Annotated in this window: 16 protein-coding genes; 12 read left to right on the top strand and 4 right to left on the bottom strand. The window is 51.2% G+C overall.

Features of this window, described 5'->3' with window-relative positions:
• The first annotated feature begins 28 nt into the window (after nucleotides 1-28).
• The gene (locus tag FDW94_RS09345; protein WP_060683525.1) at nucleotides 29-1,501 is read left to right on the top strand and encodes a PLP-dependent aminotransferase family protein; all 1,473 of its coding nucleotides are present in this window, start codon (nucleotides 29-31) and stop codon (nucleotides 1,499-1,501) included.
• A gap of 45 nt (nucleotides 1,502-1,546) precedes the next feature.
• On the opposite strand, the gene uxuA is transcribed toward FDW94_RS09345, so the two are convergent.
• On the bottom strand, nucleotides 1,547-2,737 hold the full coding sequence (uxuA, locus tag FDW94_RS09340) for a mannonate dehydratase (RefSeq protein ID WP_032944021.1): 1,191 nt from the start codon (nucleotides 2,735-2,737) through the stop codon (nucleotides 1,547-1,549).
• 202 nt (nucleotides 2,738-2,939) lie between these two features.
• Between uxuA and FDW94_RS09335 the strand changes: the two genes are divergently transcribed.
• The 9 genes from FDW94_RS09335 to yejF all read left to right on the top strand — a co-directional run bounded on the left by FDW94_RS09335 (nucleotide 2,940) and on the right by yejF (nucleotide 14,595).
• On the top strand, nucleotides 2,940-4,406 hold the full coding sequence (locus FDW94_RS09335) for a fructuronate reductase (protein ID WP_128316799.1): 1,467 nt from the start codon (nucleotides 2,940-2,942) through the stop codon (nucleotides 4,404-4,406).
• 119 nt (nucleotides 4,407-4,525) lie between these two features.
• A complete protein-coding gene (locus FDW94_RS09330; RefSeq protein ID WP_003834563.1) occupies nucleotides 4,526-5,512 on the top strand; it encodes a GTP-binding protein in 987 nt (328 codons plus the stop codon).
• A gap of 33 nt (nucleotides 5,513-5,545) precedes the next feature.
• Nucleotides 5,546-6,259 (top strand): phosphatase PAP2 family protein, encoded by a 714-nt coding sequence (locus FDW94_RS09325; RefSeq protein WP_137377480.1) that lies wholly within the window; start codon nucleotides 5,546-5,548, stop codon nucleotides 6,257-6,259.
• A 413-nt stretch (nucleotides 6,260-6,672) separates the two neighbouring features.
• A complete protein-coding gene (gene mepS, locus FDW94_RS09320; RefSeq protein WP_003834567.1) occupies nucleotides 6,673-7,242 on the top strand; it encodes a bifunctional murein DD-endopeptidase/murein LD-carboxypeptidase in 570 nt (189 codons plus the stop codon).
• Nucleotides 7,243-7,409: 167 nt separating this feature from the next.
• Nucleotides 7,410-8,969: a cyclic di-GMP phosphodiesterase gene (locus tag FDW94_RS09315; RefSeq protein WP_137377479.1), complete on the top strand. Its 1,560-nt coding sequence runs from the start codon at nucleotides 7,410-7,412 to the stop codon at nucleotides 8,967-8,969.
• A gap of 100 nt (nucleotides 8,970-9,069) precedes the next feature.
• Nucleotides 9,070-10,884, top strand: coding sequence for an extracellular solute-binding protein (locus tag FDW94_RS09310; RefSeq protein WP_137377478.1), 1,815 nt, complete (start codon nucleotides 9,070-9,072; stop codon nucleotides 10,882-10,884).
• Nucleotides 10,885-11,979: a microcin C ABC transporter permease YejB gene (locus FDW94_RS09305; RefSeq protein WP_137377477.1), complete on the top strand. Its 1,095-nt coding sequence runs from the start codon at nucleotides 10,885-10,887 to the stop codon at nucleotides 11,977-11,979. It abuts the gene before it with no gap.
• Entirely contained in the window at nucleotides 11,979-13,004 is a 1,026-nt protein-coding gene (locus FDW94_RS09300) for an ABC transporter permease (protein ID WP_003834577.1), read from the top strand. The genes FDW94_RS09305 and FDW94_RS09300 overlap by 1 nt, the downstream gene beginning before the upstream one ends.
• Before the next feature lies 1 nt (nucleotide 13,005).
• Entirely contained in the window at nucleotides 13,006-14,595 is a 1,590-nt protein-coding gene (yejF, locus tag FDW94_RS09295) for a microcin C ABC transporter ATP-binding protein YejF (protein WP_137377476.1), read from the top strand.
• 3 nt (nucleotides 14,596-14,598) lie between these two features.
• Here the strand turns inward: yejF and FDW94_RS09290 are convergent, their stop codons facing one another.
• The 3 genes from FDW94_RS09290 to rsuA form a co-directional block, all read right to left on the bottom strand.
• Nucleotides 14,599-14,943 (bottom strand): YejG family protein, encoded by a 345-nt coding sequence (locus tag FDW94_RS09290; protein WP_085951589.1) that lies wholly within the window; start codon nucleotides 14,941-14,943, stop codon nucleotides 14,599-14,601.
• A 333-nt stretch (nucleotides 14,944-15,276) separates the two neighbouring features.
• Entirely contained in the window at nucleotides 15,277-16,467 is a 1,191-nt protein-coding gene (locus tag FDW94_RS09285; RefSeq protein ID WP_003834584.1) for a Bcr/CflA family multidrug efflux MFS transporter, read from the bottom strand.
• Nucleotides 16,468-16,482: 15 nt separating this feature from the next.
• A complete protein-coding gene (rsuA, locus tag FDW94_RS09280) occupies nucleotides 16,483-17,190 on the bottom strand; it encodes a 16S rRNA pseudouridine(516) synthase RsuA (RefSeq protein WP_137377475.1) in 708 nt (235 codons plus the stop codon).
• A gap of 151 nt (nucleotides 17,191-17,341) precedes the next feature.
• Here rsuA and FDW94_RS09275 point away from each other — a divergent pair, with 151 nt between their 5' ends.
• Both FDW94_RS09275 and rplY read left to right on the top strand, forming a co-directional pair.
• Nucleotides 17,342-19,102, top strand: coding sequence for a DEAD/DEAH box helicase (locus FDW94_RS09275; protein ID WP_137377474.1), 1,761 nt, complete (start codon nucleotides 17,342-17,344; stop codon nucleotides 19,100-19,102).
• Nucleotides 19,103-19,226: 124 nt separating this feature from the next.
• Nucleotides 19,227-19,501, top strand: a 275-nt coding sequence (gene rplY, locus FDW94_RS09270; protein WP_137345692.1) for a 50S ribosomal protein L25, incomplete at its 3' end; no start/stop codon positions are given.

Raw genomic sequence — 19,501 nt, 5'->3', positions numbered from 1 at the left:
GTGGCTATATATTAATAAGGAATTCCTCATGCTTACATTAACGCTCAATAGAGAACTCCGCACTCCGCTGCAATTGCAAATTTTTCAATTTTATTTCCAGGCTATTCAGCGGGGAGATTTGCTTTGTGGCGATAAGCTTCCCTCTATTCGCGAGCAGGCTCAGGTATTGAACGTAGCCAAAATAACGGTAGTGATGGCCTATGATAAGCTTATGGCTGCAGGGTTAATCAAGAGCCGACACGGCATTGGCTATGAAGTGATATTCACCACGCCTGTACGTATAACACCAACGCATGTGCCCGTTACCCAGGGTTCTCCGCCGACAAAACCTAAAGCTGCCGGAGTCTCAACCGATGTTTACGCCGAGCCTGGACGAGAGTGCTACTGTCGGATGGGCGTCCCCGATCCCAACGCTTTTCCCTGGTCAAGTTGGCGGAAATGGAATAATGCTCCAAGCATACTTAAAGAACAATTATTTACCCGATACCATTCACCAAGTGGATTATTTTCACTGCGTGAGCAATTGGTCAGATACCTTAATTTATCCCGCGGAATTAATACCCGAGCAGAGAACATCATCATTACCAACGGGATTCAGGAAGGATTATCACTGCTCAGCCAAATATTTATTATTCATCATGCTGTCAGTCAGCAAAAAAAGTGCCATATTGTGACCGAATCCCCTTGTTATTCTGGCGCATGGCATCTTTTTAATTATTACGGTGCAGACATTACGTCAATTGCCGTAGATAACCACGGGCTGCAAACAGATAATTTACCCGAGTATGAAACCCAGCTTTGTTATGTTACTCCAGCGCATCAGTATCCGATGGGAAGCGTGCTTTCACTGGAGCGCCGTCAGTCATTATTAACGTGGGCGCAACGCGTCGGCGCTTACATCATTGAAGATGATTACGATGCCGTTTTTACCTATGGGGAAAATCCCCTTCCCGCGCTGAAAGCCATGGATTATCACAACCGGGTTATCTACATGGGGACATTTTCTAAAACGCTGGGGCCAGGCGCACGGCTTGGCTATCTTATTTGCCCTGATGAATTGCTTCCGGCGGTACAGAATATGAAAGCGCTCAATAACAACGGCAGCCAGTGGTTGTTGCAGCAATTTTTGGCCGAACTGATGCAAAATCAGGTGTTTTATACGCATATCAGCAAGCTGGCCTGCAGCTATGCGACGCGCCTCACCCTGTTACGCGATGGCCTTTCCACTCTGTTTCCCGAAGGGAAAATCGCTGGCGCAACGGCAGGTCTGCACCTCTCATTACGCATTGCCAGACACGCAGAATTCATCACCAGGTTGCAACAATGCTGCCTGTTGGCCGGGATCCGTTTCGACACTCTGCCGGATATAGAAAATGGATCAGAAGCAGCATGGCGCAAAGAGAACAGCGATGCTGTTATGTTTTTTGGATTTGGTGGATTGCAGATACAGCAGATCAATAAAGTGCTGACAGTGCTGGAGCAGGCGCTCGCGCAGCCTTGATGAAAAACAGGGATCGCGCCTGTCGCGCAATCCCTGTTGTTAGACTTACAGCAGGTCGCGGAACTGCGTTTGTTTCAGCGCCAGCTCAACGCCGCGGACTTCTGCCAGGCCTTTCAGGCGACCAATCGCAGAGTAGCCCGGGTTGGTTTTCTTGTGCAGATCGTCAAGCATCTGGTGTCCATGATCCGGACGCATCGGGATAGGACGCAGGTCGCCCGCTTTTTTACGCCGCTGCTCTTCGCTCAAAATGGCAGCCACCACCGATACCATATCCACATCGCCCTGCAGGTGCGCACCTTCATGGAAGGTTTTCGGGTTATCTTCACGACAGGTTGAGCGCAGGTGCGTGAAGTGGATTCGATCGCCAAAGGTTTCGATCATTTTCACCAGATCGTTATCAGCGCGCACGCCGTAAGAACCGGTGCACATGGTGAAACCATTATTAATGCTATCGACCGTTTCTTTCAGCCACTGCATATCTTCGATAGTCGAAACGATACGCGGCAGGCCGAGGATCGGGCGCGGCGGATCGTCAGGATGCACGGCCAGACGCACGCCGACTTCTTCTGCCACTGGCACAATCGCCCGCAGGAATACCGCCATATTATCGCGCAGATCGTCCTTGCTGATGCCGTCGTATTCAGCGAGACGCGCACGGAACTGATCCAGCGTATAGCCCTCTTCTGCACCAGGCAGGCCAGCAATGATATTGCGGGTCAGTTTTTCAATTTCTGCATCACTCATGGCATTGAAGTAGTCCATCGCCTGGCGTTGTTCTTCGGCGGTATAATCCGCTTCAGCTCCCGGGCGTTGCAGAATGTGAAGTTCAAAGGCCGCAAAAGCAATCTGGTCAAAACGCAGCGCTTTGGAACCATCCGGCAGCTGATATTCGAGGTCGGTACGCGTCCAGTCGAGGATCGGCATGAAGTTATAGCACACCGTATCGATACCACAGGTCGCCAGATTACGGATACTCTGCTGATAGTTGGCAATCCACGTTTGATATTGACCTGAACGCGTTTTGATATCTTCGTGGACAGGGATACTTTCCACTACCGACCAGGTCAGCCCTTTTTCAGCCAGAATGGCCTGACGCTGCTGAATTTCTTCTACCGGCCACACTTCACCGTTAGGAATATGGTGCAAGGCGGTCACAACACCCGTTGCGCCAGCCTGACGCACATCATCAAGCGATACCGGATCGTTAGGTCCGTACCAACGCCAGGTTTGTTCCATTGTTTCACCTCACAAGTTGTTATACCAAATCAAATCATCTTAATGACGACTACCATACAGGCATCCGTCAACTGATCAACACATTGCCGATGATTGGTTGATCAAGCTCACATTCCCCGGATAAATGAGGCACACCAATTCAATTTGTTGTCATATAACTTTATACTGCCATTGTTAATTTATGGTTAATCAGGTGTATTAAATGAAAACTATTGCCTCAGCGCCACTGGCGGAAAATGTCATGATGCCGCAATACGACCGCCAGCAATTAAAAACGCGGATTGTGCATTTTGGTTTCGGTGCTTTTCACCGCGCCCATCAGGCGTTACTAACCGACAGGGTGCTGAATGCGCAGGGTGGAGACTGGGGTATTTGTGAGATCAGTCTGTTCAGCGGCGATCGACTGATGAGCCAACTGCGCGAACAGGATCATTTATTTACCGTGCTGGAAAAAGGGGCCACCGGCAACCAGCCAATTGTTATCGGCGCCGTCAACGAATGTCTCAACGCCAGGCTGGATTCGCTGGCGGCTATTATCGAAAAATTCTGCGAACCTCAGGTGGCTATTGTCTCGCTAACCATCACAGAAAAAGGCTACTGCATCGATCCGGCGACAGGTTCGTTAGACCTCAGTAATCCACGTATTGCTCACGATCTGCAAACACCGACTGAACCGCACTCTGCCCCCGGAATTATTGTTGAAGCCCTACACCGCCGACGTGAACGCGGGCTACAGCCGTTTACCGTCCTCTCTTGCGATAACATCCCGGACAATGGTCATGTGGTAAAAAACGCCGTCCTTGGAATGGCGGAGAAACGTTCGCCAGAACTGGCAACCTGGATTCAGGAGCATGTCAGTTTCCCAGGCACCATGGTCGACCGCATTGTCCCTGCCGCCACTGAAGAGTCACTGGCCGAAATTGCCCGCGAGCTGGGGGTTGCCGATCCTTGCGCAATCAGCTGCGAACCGTTTATCCAGTGGGTGATTGAAGATAATTTTGTGTGTGGCCGCCCACAATGGGAAACGGCGGGCGTCCAGATGGTCGAAAATGTGTTGCCGTGGGAACAAATGAAACTGCGGATGCTGAACGGCAGTCATTCGTTTCTCGCTTATCTCGGCTATCTGGCCGGGTTCCAGCACATCAGCGACTGTATGCAGGACAGCGCATTTCGTGAAGCCGCTTACCGCCTGATGCTCAACGAACAGGCACCTACGCTGCAAATTACCGATGTTGATTTAGACCAGTATGCCCTAAGCCTGTTGGAGCGTTTTGCCAACCCAGCGTTGAAACATAAAACCTGGCAAATCGCGATGGACGGTAGCCAGAAATTACCCCAGCGCATGTTGGAAGGGATCCGCGTACATTTAGCCCGCCAAAGCGAGTGGCCACTGCTGGCGCTCGGCGTCGCAGGCTGGATGCGTTATGTGAGTGGCGTGGATGATTCAGGCACCGCTATTGATGTTCGTGACCCGTTGAGTGAAAAAATTGCCGCTCTGGTTAAACAGAGCACAGAGTCAGAACGCGTCAACGCCCTGCTTTCGCTGCGCGAGATTTTCGCCACCGATCTCGTACAGAATCCGCAGTTTGTCGCGGCCATTCAGCAGGCCTGGCAACGCATTGCCCAATACGGTGCGCATCAGGCTGTCATCGAGACGTTAAAAAGTTAACGATTTCTGCCATTAAGCAGGACGAAGCGCCTCTTCGTCCTCTCACCCCTTCTCTTTTTCCCCGTTTTTCGCCAGGATTGTTAAATGCCATTACGGTAATTTATGATTCTGGAGTAAATGTGACTAAAACCAATCTCATCACCGGTTTTCTCGGCAGTGGCAAAACCACCTCTATTCTTCATTTATTGGCAAACAAAGATCCTGCTGAGAAGTGGGCCGTGCTGGTTAATGAGTTTGGTGAAGTTGGCATTGATGGCGCGTTGCTGGCCGACAGCGGTGCGCTGCTAAAAGAGATCCCCGGCGGCTGTATGTGCTGTGTTAACGGTCTGCCAATGCAGGTTGGCCTCAATACGCTGCTGCGTCAGGGGAAACCCGACCGCCTGCTGATTGAACCCACCGGCCTCGGGCATCCCAAACAGATTCTGGATTTACTCACCGCACCGGTTTATGAGCCGTGGATCGATCTGCGCGCAACCCTCTGTATCCTTGATCCTCGCCTGTTACTGGATGAGAAAAGCGTCGCCAATGACAATTTCCGCGATCAGCTGGCCGCTGCTGATATCATTGTTGCCAACAAAACCGACCGTGCCACGACGGAAAGCGAAAACGCCCTGCAAAGCTGGTGGCAACACTACGGTGGTAATCGCCAGTTAGTTCATGCCGACCATGGGCAAATTGACGGTCAGCTACTGGATTTGCCCCGACTAAACCTGGCGGAGCTTCCTGCAAGCGCGGAGCACGCCCATAGCCATGCCAACAAAAAGGGGCTGGCAGCGTTGAGCTTACCCGCACAGCAGCGTTGGCGGCGTAGCCTGAACAGCGGTCAGGGCCATCAGGCCTGCGGTTGGATTTTTGACGCCGATACGGTGTTCGATACCATCGGTCTGCTGGAATGGTCGCGTCTTGCTCCTGTTGGGCGTGTGAAGGGGGTAATGCGTATTAAGGAAGGGCTGGTACGCATTAACCGCCAGGGAGACGACTGGCATATAGAAACGCAAAACGTCGCGCCACCGGATAGCCGTATTGAACTCATCGCCGATACCGAGACCGACTGGAATGCGTTACAGAGCGCGTTGTTGAGACTTCGTTTAGACGCTAGCGCGTAAGGTTGCCTTCGTTTTTAGCAATGGTAAACGACGATGAAAACCCGATACCCTTTAATCCTCCTGCTTAATATTGCTGGTCTGGCACTGTTTCTGTCCTGGTATATTCCAGCCGGGCATGGGTTCTGGTCTTCACTCGATACGGGCGTCTTCCGATTTTTTAATCACAAATTGATTGAAAGCCCGCTGTTCCTGTGGATTGTTGCTATTACCAATAACCGGGCATTTGATGGCTGCTCATTGCTGGCTATGGGCGCATTGATGCTGCACTTTTGGCTCAAAGAGACGTCGGAAGGTCGCCGACGCATTGTGGCAATTGGTTTGGTTATGCTGCTCACTGCAGTGGTATTAAACCAGCTGGGCCAGGCGCTTATTCCCGTTAAACGCGCCAGCCCCACGCTTATGCTGGATAATATTTATCGCGTCAGCGAACTGCTGCATATTCCGACCAAAGATGCGTCGAAAGACAGTTTTCCTGGCGATCACGGCATGATGCTGCTTATTTTTTCCGCATTCATGCTGCGTTATTTCGGAAAAGTCGCAGGAATAATCGGCCTTATTATTGCTGTGGTTTTTGCCTTCCCGCGCGTGATGATTGGCGCCCACTGGCTCACCGATATCGTGGTTGGTTCCATGACGGTGGTCTTGATTGGCCTTCCCTGGTGGCTAATGACGCCATTAAGCGACCGATTAGTCACTCTGTTCGTGAATTATCTTCCCGGCAAAAACAAACAATTTTCAAACAAATAACGCAGAGTAATTAACATCATCAGGGATACTTCTGATTCCCTGATGATGCCGGGCAATATTTCATCATTCTGATTGTCATTCCCCTGTCATCTTATTCATGTTTAAAATGAGTAGGTTGCGTATTTTTTACCCTAATTGTTCTTAATTTAGACAATGCCGTTTATTCACTTTCTGTATCAATTTTTCTTATAAGAAATCACGTAAAATCACTCGCATTGACCGGAACGATCGGGTAATCTCGAACTCGTTTTGCCTCGCGGGATAATTATTCCCTTTCAGAATAAATTTGTGCGTTCTGCCACAGATTTGACCTTAAGGAATTGTCTCATCGTGCGATGGTAATTAGTCTCGTCACGTTTGGCATTTTTTATAACGATATTTATCGTTAAGGACTTCAAGGGAAAACAAACAAAATGGTCAAATCTCAACCGATTTTGAGATATATCTTGCGGGGCATACCCGCGATAGCAGTTGCGGTTCTGCTTTCTGCATGTAGCACAACGAACACCGCCAAGAATATGCATTCTGAGACGCATGCTGTGGGCAATGGAGATAACTCTTCACTGCAAGCCTCTCAGGATGAATTTGAAAATATGGTACGTAATATCGATGTTAAATCACGTATTATGGACCAATATGCTGACTGGAAAGGCGTGCGTTACCGCCTTGGCGGCAGCACCAAAAAAGGTATTGATTGCTCAAGCTTTGTGCAGCGTACATTCCGCGAGCAATTTGGTTTAGAGCTTCCGCGCTCAACCTATGAACAACAGGAAACGGGAAAATCCGTTTCGCGCACTAATCTGCGCACAGGCGATCTGGTTCTGTTCCGTGCTGGTTCTACTGGCCGTCACGTCGGTATTTATATCGGTAACAACCAGTTTGTACATGCCTCGACCAGCAGTGGCGTTATCATTTCCAGCATGAACGAGCCTTACTGGAAAAAACGCTACAACGAAGCTCGCCGGGTTCTGAGCCGCAGTTAGTTTCGTTTGGCAGCTATCCCTTGGCTATCCTGATGAGACATTCCAAAAGCACTGCTTCGGCGGTGCTTTTTTGTTTCCCCCTGCGACTAAGAAAAATCTCACAACATGAGTCATTTCAGGTTATATTCATACAGAGTAAGCGGTTAAATCAGGTAAAATAAGGATCTATGTTCAGACGCTCTTCTTCATCCGGTCGGAAAATCCTGCTTTCCTGTATGTTAACGGGGCTTATCGTCGCAATACTCGTGAGTACCCTGCAGTTTTTCGTCACCTGGCATAAACGAGAAGTTAAGTACGACACGCTCCTTGCCGATATCCAGAATTACGTCAGCAGCTACTTCACCGACCTCAAAACCACCACCGATGCCCTTCAGCCGCTGGTTGCCAACAGTTGCCAACAAGTCGGCGCTAAGCTGACCTCCAGTGCAGCATTTAGCCTGAACGTTCGCGCTTTCTTGCTGGTAAAAGACGGCATCGCTTTCTGCTCTTCCGCGACAGGTTCCATGTTCACTCCGATTTTGGATTTGATACCAAACCTCGATATCAGCAGAAATATTGATGTGGAATTACTTCCCGGTACGCCCATGATGCCGGATAAGCCAGCGATCATGATTTGGCACCGAAACGCGTCGTTCAATGATAGCGGCGTATTTACCTCACTGAATATCAATCTGGCACCTTATCTGCTCTATACCGCCCGGCAGGATGATTTTGACGGTATTGCGATTATCGTCGGTAATACCGCAATTTCGACATTCTCATCGCGAATCATCGATGTCTCCGCTCTTCCTCATACCTCCTGGCGGCAGGCCGCTCTTGAAGGGATCCCGCTTAAAATTCGCTTATACGCACAAGAGTGGAGCTATACCGACGTCTGGTATTCTATTTTGTTGGGATGTATGGCCGGGATTATTGCCGCCCTTCTCCTCTGGTACTACATCTACAGCATCCGTTTACGCCCAGGCAAAGATATCCTCAACGCCATCAAGCATAACCAGTTTTATGTGGTGTACCAGCCCGTCGTAGAGATGCAAACGCTGGAAGTGAAAGGCGTCGAGGTCCTGTTACGTTGGAATCACCCAACAACGGGCGAGATCCCACCGGATGCCTTTATTCATTACGCTGAATCACAGAAAATGATTGTCCCGCTGACTCAGCATCTCTTTAAGTTGATCGCCCAGGATGCCCCGGCGCTGCAAAAAGTGTTACCCGCTGGCGCAAAATTGGGGATCAATATCGCGCCATCGCATCTGCATGGCGAGACATTTAAAGACGACATCCGGCACCTGCACGCTTCACTTCCCGCAAACTATTTTCAGATAGTGCTGGAAATCACTGAACGAGATATGCTCAATCAGCACGAGGCCACAAAGCTATTTGAATGGCTGCATTCCGCAGGTTTTGAAATTGCGATTGATGATTTTGGCACCGGCCATAGCGCGCTTATTTATCTGGAACGCTTTACCGTTGACTACCTGAAAATCGATCGCGGATTTATTAACGCCATCGGGACGGAAACCCTGACCTCTCCGGTTCTGGACGCCGTGTTGACACTTTCTAAACGTCTTAATATGCTGACGGTTGCGGAAGGGGTAGAAACTCCTGAGCAAGCCCGTTGGCTGCGCGATCGTGGGGTGCATTTTTTCCAGGGATACTGGATTAGCCGACCATTAAAGCTTGCTGATTTTGTGCGTTGGATGGCACAGCCCAATAAGCCGACGTGGTGATCGCAGTATGCGATTCATATACTCTCACTCGCCGCTACATCCCTTATCTTTCAGGCATGATGCCCGTCGGGTTGTGGCAGGAAAAGGAAATCGCTTTTATATGATCCCTCGCGTACTGCTTCTGTTTATTACCCTCATCGGGTTTAGCGCCCAGGCGCAATCCATCAAAGAAAGCTATGCTTTTGCCGTACTGGGTGAACCGAAGTACGCATTTAACTTTAATCACTTCGATTATGTGAATCCCGCAGCCCCTAAAGGGGGTCAAATTACCCTGTCCGCCATTGGCACATTTGACAACTTTAACCGCTATGCGATGCGCGGTAACCCTGGCGCACGTACCGAAACGCTTTACGATACGTTGTTTACGACCTCTGACGATGAACCTGGTAGCTATTACCCGCTCATTGCCGACAGCGCGCGCTATGCTGACGACTATTCCTGGGTAGAAATTGCCATTAATCCACGAGCGCGTTTTCATGATGGCTCACCCATTACCGCCCGCGACGTCGCATTCACCTTCCACAAATTTATGACTGAAGGCGTGCCGCAGTTTCGTCTGGTCTACAAGGGAACAACGGTAAAAGCCATCGCGCCATTAACCGTACGCATTGAATTAGCCAAACCGGGTAAAGAGGACATGCTCAGCCTGTTTTCGTTACCCGTGATGCCAGAGAAGTACTGGAAAGATCATAAGCTCAGCGATCCCTTATCATCGCCACCGCTCGCCAGCGGCCCTTATCGTATTACGAAATGGAAGATGGGCCAGTATATTGTCTATTCGCGCGTCAAAGATTATTGGGCCGCTAATCTGCCCGTCAATCGTGGACGCTGGAACTTTGATACCATCCGCTACGACTACTATCTGGATGATAACGTCGCCTTTGAAGCGTTTAAGGCCGGTGCGTTTGATCTGCGTCTTGAAAATGATGCCAAAAACTGGGCGACGCGCTATACCGGGAAAAATTTCGCGAATCACTACATCATCAAAGATGAACAAAAGAACGAATCCGCGCAGGATACCCGCTGGCTGGCATTTAATATTCAGCGCCCGGTATTCAACGACCGACGGGTGCGGGAAGCCATCACGCTGGCCTTTGATTTTGAATGGATGAATAAAGCGCTGTTCTATAATGCCTGGAGCCGGACCAACAGCTATTTTCAGAATACCGAATATGCCGCGACAAAATACCCCGACGCAGATGAACTGGTGATACTCGCGCCCTTGAAAAAAGATCTCCCCCCTGAGGTCTTTAGCCAAATCTATCAGCCGCCAAAATCAAAAGGCGATGGCTACGATCGCGACAACCTGTTGAAAGCCGATACCTTACTGGAGCAGGCCGGGTGGGTACTAAAGGGTCAGCAGCGCGTAAATAGCGCCAGCGGTAAACCACTGAGCTTTGAACTGTTGCTCCCGGCGGGCAGCAACAGTCAATGGGTGCTGCCGTTCCAGCACAACCTGCAGCGCTTAGGTATTACCATGAATATCCGCCAGGTGGATAACTCACAAATCACGAACCGCCTGCGCAGTCGCGACTATGACATGATGCCGAGGTTGTATCGCGCGATGCCGTGGCCGAGTTCGGACCTGCAAATTTTGTGGGCCTCTCAATATATTGATTCCAGCTACAACGCCCCCGGCGTACAAAGCCCGGTGATTGATAAACTGATCGACCAAATCATCGCGGCACAAGGTGATAAAGCCAAATTGATCCCACTGGGCCGAGCACTGGACAGGGTATTAACCTGGAACTACTACATGTTGCCGATGTGGTTTATGGCAGAGGATCGCATCGCCTGGTGGGAAAAATTTTCGCATCCTGCTATTCGCCCAATTTACACCATTGGCCTCGACAACTGGTGGTATGACGTCAACAAAGCGGCGAAACTGCCCGCAGCCAGACGACAGGGAGAATAAATGGGCGCGTATCTGATTCGACGTCTACTGCTGGTGATCCCAACGCTTTGGGCCATCATCACCATCAACTTTTTTATCGTGCAAATTGCCCCAGGCGGCCCGGTTGAACAGGCCGTCGCTGCCATTGAGTTCGGGCAAAGCGGGGCATTACCCGGCGCGGGTAGCGAAGGCGTTCGCGCCAGCCACGCGCAAACCGGCGTTGGTAACATCAGCGACAGTAATTATCGAGGCGGACGGGGTCTGGACCCGGAAGTGATCGCCGAAATCACTCGCCGCTATGGGTTCGATAAGCCCATTCATGAGCGTTACTTCAAAATGCTCTGGGATTACATTCGTTTCGATTTCGGTGACAGCCTGTTTCGTAGCGCCTCGGTGCTGACGCTTATCAAAGACAGCCTGCCTGTTTCCGTCACGCTGGGGCTGTGGAGTACGCTTATCATCTATCTGGTGTCGATACCGCTTGGGATCCGCAAAGCGGTGCATAACGGCAGCCGGTTTGATGTCTGGAGCAGCGCATTTATTATTATCGGCTATGCCATACCGGCCTTTCTGTTTGCCATTTTGCTGATCGTCTTTTTTGCCGGAGGAAGCTACTACGACCTGTTCCCGCTTTGCGGGCTGGTTTCGGCCAATTTTGACTCCCTGCCCTGGTATCAGAAAGTAACCGACTACCTTTGGCATATTACCCTGCCGGTGCTGGCGACGGTGGTTGGTGGGTTTGCCGCGCTGACTATGCTGACCAAGAACTCATTTCTGGATGAGGTGCGCAAACAATATGTCGTCACCGCACGCGCTAAAGGGGTCAGCGAGAAAAATATTCTGTGGAAACATGTGTTTCGCAATGCCATGTTGCTGGTGATCGCCGGCTTCCCGGCAACGTTTATCAGCATGTTTTTTACCGGCTCACTGCTGATTGAAGTGATGTTTTCGCTTAACGGCCTGGGATTGCTGGGTTATGAATCCACCGTATCACGCGACTACCCGGTAATGTTTGGCACGCTTTATATCTTCACCCTGATCGGTCTGCTGCTGAATATCCTCAGCGACATCAGCTATACGCTGGTCGATCCTCGTATTGATTTTGAGGGACGCTAATGTCGCGATTAAGCCCCGTCAATCAGGCCCGCTGGGCGCGCTTTCGCCACAACCGTCGCGGCTACTGGTCGCTGTGGATTTTTCTGGTGCTGTTCGGTCTTAGCCTGTGTTCAGAACTGATTGCCAATGATAAGCCGCTACTGGTGCGCTACGACAATAGCTGGTATTTCCCCCTGTTCAAAAACTACAGTGAAAGCGACTTCGGCGGACCGCTGGCGACTCAGGCTGATTATCAGGACCCGTGGCTACAACAGCGCCTGGAAAACCAGGGCTGGATCCTGTGGGCACCAATACGCTTTGGGGCCACCAGCATTAACTTTGCCACCGATAAGCCCTTCCCTTCCCCGCCTTCCGCACAAAACTGGCTGGGAACAGACGCCAACGGCGGTGATGTACTGGCACGCATCCTCTACGGCACACGTATTTCTGTCTTGTTTGGTCTAATGCTCACTCTCTGTTCGAGCGTGATGGGCATTATGGCTGGCGCAATTCAGGGCTATTATGGCGGCAAGGTGGACCTGTGGGGGCAACGATTCATTGAAGTTTGGTCAGGAATGCCAACGCTGTTTCTCATCATTCTATTGTCGAGCGTGGTCCAGCCTAACTTCTGGTGGCTGTTGGGCATTACCGTATTGTTTGGCTGGATGAGTCTGGTTGGCGTGGTGCGCGCGGAATTTTTACGTACCCGAAACTTTGATTACATTCGAGCCGCTCAAGCGCTAGGCGTAAGCGATCGCAGTATTATTCTGCGTCATATGCTGCCTAACGCGATGGTCGCGGCCCTGACTTTTTTACCGTTTATTTTATGCGCCTCGATAACTACTCTGACCTCACTGGATTTTCTTGGGTTCGGTTTACCGCTTGGCTCGCCATCACTGGGAGAACTCCTGTTACAGGGTAAAAACAACCTGCAGGCACCGTGGCTTGGCATCACCGCGTTCATCTCCGTTGCCCTGCTACTATCGCTACTGATCTTTATTGGTGAAGCGGTACGCGATGCGTTTGATCCCAACAAGGCGATTTAAAATGACACAACCTCTGTTAGCCATTGAGAATTTATCGGTAGGTTTTCGTCAACAAGAGACCGTGCGCACCGTAGTCAATGCCCTCTCACTACGGGTTGATGCCGGACAAACGCTAGCGCTGGTGGGCGAGTCTGGATCGGGGAAAAGCGTGACCGCGCTTTCTATCCTACGGTTGTTACCGTCCCCTCCGGTAGTTTACCCTTCCGGGGACATCCGTTTTCACGGTGAATCATTACTTCACGCCAACGAGCAGACGCTTCGCGGCGTACGGGGGAATAAAATCGCCATGATTTTCCAGGAGCCGATGGTGTCACTGAACCCGCTCCACAATCTGGAAAAACAGCTTTATGAAGTGCTGTCGCTGCATAGGGGAATGCGTCGGGAGGCGGCGCGGGCAGAAATCCTGACCTGCCTGGATCGCGTTGGCATCCGTCAGGCGGCCAAACGTCTCGCAGATTACCCACACCAGCTGTCCGGCGGTGAACGCCAGCGTGTGATGATCGCCATGGCACTGCTGACACGACCTGAGCTGCTTATTGCTGATGAACCGACTACCGCGCTGGACGTTTCCGTCCAGGCACAGATCCTGCAACTGCTGAGGGAACTACAGCGCGAGCTGAACATGGGATTATTGTTCATCACCCACAACCTGAGTATTGTGAAAAAACTGGCCGATACCGTGGCGGTCATGCAAAACGGCCAGTGCATTGAGCAAAATAGAGCAGCACAGTTGCTCACTGCGCCAACGCATCCCTACACGAAGAAATTATTAAACAGCGAACCTTCCGGCGACCCGGTACATTTGCCTGTCGGGCAAGCTCCGTTGCTGGAAGTGGAAAAACTCCGCGTCGCCTTTCCTATCCGCAAAGGTATCCTGAAACGCGTGGTGGACCACAACATCGTCGTTAACGACGTCAGTTTTTCCCTCCGGCCCGGTGAAACGCTGGGGCTGGTTGGAGAGTCAGGCTCCGGAAAAAGCACTACCGGACTGGCGCTTCTGCGGTTAATCACCTCGCAGGGAAGCATTGTGTTCGATGGTCTGGCACTGCATACCTTAAATCGACGCCAGCTGTTGCCGGTCCGTCACCGTATTCAGGTGGTATTTCAGGATCCCAACTCCTCGCTGAACCCACGCCTGAGCGTGCTACAGATTATCGAGGAGGGGTTGCGCGTTCATCAGCCTACCCTGTCAGCCGAACAACGCGAGGCACAGGTGAAAGCGGTAATGGCGGAAGTGGGATTGGATAGCGAAACGCGACATCGTTATCCTGCGGAGTTTTCTGGCGGACAACGCCAACGCATTGCTATTGCGAGAGCATTGATTCTCAAACCTTCCCTGATCATTCTGGATGAACCAACATCGTCGCTCGACAGGACCGTACAGGCGCAAATCCTGACGTTGTTAAAATCCTTACAGGAAAAGCATCGGCTGGCTTATATTTTTATCAGCCATGATTTGCACGTAGTACGCGCATTATGCCATCAGGTTATTGTGCTACGTCAGGGAGAGGTCGTGGAGCAAGGGCAATGCGAGCACGTCTTTAACGCACCACAGCAGGCCTATACGCGTCAGCTGCTCGCGCTAAGCTGACGCTCAAAAAGGATTGTTGTTTGAAAACGGTTCTGCGATAGCCACGCCGAAGTTTTTCAGTCTGCAGGTCGCGGCAAATTCGTCCTGGCGATTCACAAACAGGCACGGCTCCCCTTCACATTCCAGTACGGAACAAGGAACCTCGATATCACTGAGGGCCTGGCTGAGCTTATGCATGACTGACCACGCGCTGTCACCATCAGGACTGAGCAATTTGAGTGCCACCAGGCTGTTCTCATTACTCTGACCGTTTTGCGGAATCGGTTCAACTTTCGAACCTGCGAAACCCACCGACCAACGATAGCTCTGCGGCAGACGATGAACGATTGAGAGTTGTAATGTCATCACTTTCTTTCCCTGGAAGCACAATCACTTCACAATTATTTTACATCAATATTAACACATCATTGACAATACGTCTTTAGACAGTTGGTAAACGCTTACATCCAGTACTTATGCTGCTTACAGAACCCAGTAATTAAATTTATTCAACGGTTCTGGCATATTTCCGGGCTATATGTACTCGTTTCTGCGATCTAACTCAACCTTTTTAACTACAATGATGTGACTTTTTACATAAATTGATTTTACATAAAATAAACATAAGCGGGGGAAATGATAGATTTGCGGTTGATGTACATCAACTCTGGAGACCTTATGGCCCCCAGGTTGTGTAATAGATCACCGTTTTTGAGCGCGACTGGCGTAAAGATAGAAGAGAATTGAGCAGGTAGCGCAAAATGCGATCGACCATATCATTGGCCAGGCCGAGTTAAAGGTCGCCAGAGACAACAGGGCCCCGACAATGGCGCCAATGCCAAAGCGGAATGTCCCAGCCAGCGATGACGCCGTTCCCGCCATATGCGGAAATTCATCCAGAATAACCGCCATGGCGTTTGATGACACCATCGATACACAGCCAACAAACGCCGCAACGCCAACGACCAGAGCCCAGAACCCCAGCCCAAACAGTGCGCTAAAGACCATCCATCCCGCCATCACGAACTGGATCCACAGACCGGTACGGAACATATTCAATGCCCCAACCCGACGCACAAAGCGACTGTTGATGATAGTCATCACGAACAGGAATACGATGTTCAGTGCGAAGTAATAACCGAAATGCTGCGGTGAAACGTGGTTGATCTCAATGTAAACAAAGGGTCCGGCGCTCAGAAACGAGAACATCCCGGCAAAGCTGAACCCACTGGCCAGCATATAGCTCAGCACTCGTTTATGACGAAACAGCGAGGCAAAGTTGCCAATAGTGGTACGCAGGCGAAACGGCTGGCGACGCTCTACAGGCAGGGTCTCTTTGATCAGCGTAAAGATCATCACCGACGCCAGAACAGCCGCCATGGCGAGGATCCAAAAGATATAGTGCCAGCTAAGCCATACCAGCACCCAACCACCCACGATAGGTGCCAACAAAGGCGCAATTGTGGTCACCAGCATGACGAATGACATCATGCGCGAAAACTCTTCCTTCGGATAGATATCGCGCATCAGGGCGTTGATAACCACGCTCGCCGCCGCGGCAGCCAGACCGTGGAAGAAACGCATCACGATCAGTTGATCAATAGTTTGCGCCAGGGCACAGGCCACTGCCGCCGCCGCAAACACCAGCGTTCCGCCCAGAATCACCGGCTTGCGCCCAATGCTGTCAGCCATTGGGCCATAGAGCAACTGCCCCACTGCAAACCCCAGAATATAGGTACTGAGGGTCATCTGCGCGCTACCCGCAGGCACACCAAACTGTTCTGAGATAACAGGTAGCGCCGGAAGATACATATCAATCGACAACGGCATCAGCATGGCTAACAAGCCAAGGATAAAGACTATGGCAATTGACGAGTTCTGCCGGGTGGTCACATTTAGCTCCTGAAATTAACGCGGGGTTAAGTTAACGCTGGCGATTTCTTCTTCGGTCAATGGACGGTATTCACCCGGCTCCAGATCGTCATCAAGCCTGATGTCACCAATTCGTTCACGGTGCAGTTCCACAACGTGGTTACCCACCGCGGCAAACATACGTTTTACCTGATGATAGCGCCCTTCGCTGATGGTCAATCGCACCTGAGTTGGCGTAATGATCTCCAGAACAGCCGGTTTGGTCAGGTCTTTTTCATTATGCAACTGTACGCCATGGGCAAACTGCTCGGCGGTATCGTCTGCCACTGGCGACTCCAGCGTCACCAGATAGGTTTTCTCACAATGGTGACGAGGAGAGGTGATACGATGCGACCACTGTCCGTCATCGGTCATCAGTACCAGTCCGGTGGTGTCGATATCCAGACGCCCTGCCGCATGCAGTTTGTAGGCAACCGGTTCATCAAGGAAATAGAGCACCGTCGGATGATCCGGGTCATCCGTTGAGCAAACATAACCCTGAGGCTTATTCAGCATAAAATAGCGCGGGCCATTTTGTTGAACCAGGGAATTACCGTCATATTCGACGTCGTGTTCTGGTAACAGCTTAAAGGCACTGTTTTTAACGATTTCACCGTCGACGGTAACGCGGTTAGCACGGATCTCACGCCCGGCAATAGCGCGGCTGACGCCGAGTTGCTGAGCGATAAATTTATCAAGTCGCATGAGTGTGATTTTTGCCTGTAAAAATACGAGAAGCGGGTTTACGCCCGAAAAGTGGGACTATTATCCGCCCAGTATAGCGGTGTTACACCATCCCTCAAGGGAAATGATTCATGGCATACTATACATTGTTGCTGTTTACCTTAATGAGCTCATGATTTTTACTCTTCGCCCGTACCAAAAAGAAGCCGTGGACGCCACGCTCAACCATTTTCGCCACCACCGCACCCCGGCGGTTATCGTCCTGCCAACCGGCGCGGGCAAAAGTCTGGTGATTGCAGAACTGGCCCGCGTGGCACGTGGTCGCGTACTGGTACTGGCGCACGTCAAAGAACTGGTCGCACAAAACCATGCCAAATATTGTGCGCTGGGGCTGGAAGCCGATATTTTTGCCGCAGGCCTGAAGCGTAAAGAGAGCCACGGGAAAGTAGTCTTTGGCAGCGTACAGTCGGTAGCGCGTAATCTGGAGGCCTTTCAGGGAGAATTCTCACTGCTGATCGTCGATGAATGCCATCGTATTGGCGATGATGAAGAGAGTCAGTATCAGCAAATCCTCACTCACCTGACTAAAGTAAATCCCCACTTACGTCTGCTCGGGCTTACCGCCACGCCTTTTCGTTTGGGCAAGGGCTGGATTTATCATTTTCATTATCATGGTATGGTGCGCGGCGATGAAAAAGCGCTGTTTCGCGACTGCATTTATGAATTACCGCTGCGCTACATGATTAAACACGGCTACCTGACGCCGCCAGAACGCCTCGACATGCCGGTCGTGCAGTATGACTTTAGCCGCCTGCAGGCGCAGAGTAACGGCCTGTTTAGCGAAGCAGATCTGAATCAGGAGCTGAAAAAGCAGCAGCGAATAACGCCGCATATCATCAGCCAGATTGTCGAGTTTGCCCAAACCCGCAAAGGGGTGATGATTTTCGCCGCTACCGTTGAGCACGCCAAAGAAATTCTGGGCCTGCTGCCCGCTGACGACGCCGCGCTAATCACTGGAGATACACCAGGCGCTGAGCGCGACACGCTGATTGAAGAGTTCAAAGCCCAGCGCTTTCGCTATCTGGTGAATGTGTCGGTCCTGACCACCGGCTTCGATGCCCCGCACGTTGACCTTATCGCTATTCTGCGCCCAACAGAGTCAGTTAGCCTTTACCAACAAATTGTCGGTCGCGGGTTGCGCCTTACACCGGGTAAAACCGACTGTCTGATCCTCGATTACGCCGGCAACCCGCACGATCTGTACGCACCGGAAGTGGGTGCTCCGAAAGGGAAAAGCGACAACGTTCCGGTACAGGTGTTCTGTCCTGCCTGCGGATTTGCAAACACCTTCTGGGGCAAAACCACGGCAGACGGCACGCTGATTGAACATTTTGGCCGCCGCTGCCAGGGATGGTTTGAAGATGATGACGGCCATCGCGAACAGTGCGATTTTCGTTTCCGTTTTAAAAACTGTCCACAGTGCAACGCGGAAAATGACATTGCTGCCCGCCGTTGTCGGGAGTGCGACACGGTGCTGGTTGACCCGGATGACATGCTGAAAGCCGCGCTCAGGCTCAAAGATGCGCTGGTCCTGCGCTGTAGCGGTATGGTGTTACAAAATGGCCAGGATGAAAAAGGCGAATGGCTGAAAATCACCTATTACGATGAAGATGGCGCTGACGTCAGCGAACGCTTTCGCCTGCACACTCCCGCGCAGCGTACGGCCTTCGAACAACTGTTTATTCGCCCACACACCCGAACACCCGGTATACCCTTTCGCTGGATAACCGCCGCCGATATCCTTAATCAGCAGGCGTTGTTACGGCATCCTGATTTCGTGGTGGCGCGCATGAAAGGTCAGTACTGGCAGGTCCGTGAAAAGGTCTTCGATTATGAAGGACGCTTTCGTCGGGCACATGAATTACGCGGTTAATCGTACTTTTGATTGATGTACCAGCCGTTTGAGTATAGAATCTCGCCCGCTTTTGCATACGCAAAGCAGATCACTTACCTGTTGCTGGGTCGCCTGTAGCAGGAATTATTAAAGAGAGATTTAAATGTTTACTATCAACGCTGAAGTACGTAAAGAGCAGGGTAAGGGTGCGAGCCGCCGCCTGCGTGCCGCTAACAAGTTCCCGGCAATCATCTACGGTGGCGCAGAAGCCCCGATTGCTATCGAACTGGATCACGATGCAGTTATGAACATGCAAGCTAAAGCTGAATTCTACAGCGAAGTTCTGACCATCGTTGTTGACGGTAAAGAAGTTAAAGTTAAAGCTCAGGCTGTACAGCGTCACCCGTTCAAGCCGAAGCTGTCCCACATCGACTTCGT

It is taken from the genome of Citrobacter sp. wls757, from assembly GCF_005280935.1.
GTDB classification, from domain to species: Bacteria; Pseudomonadota; Gammaproteobacteria; order Enterobacterales; family Enterobacteriaceae; genus Citrobacter; species Citrobacter portucalensis.
The sequence above is the reverse complement of the archived record's forward strand: the minus strand, read 5'-3'. Positions and strand labels throughout refer to the sequence as shown.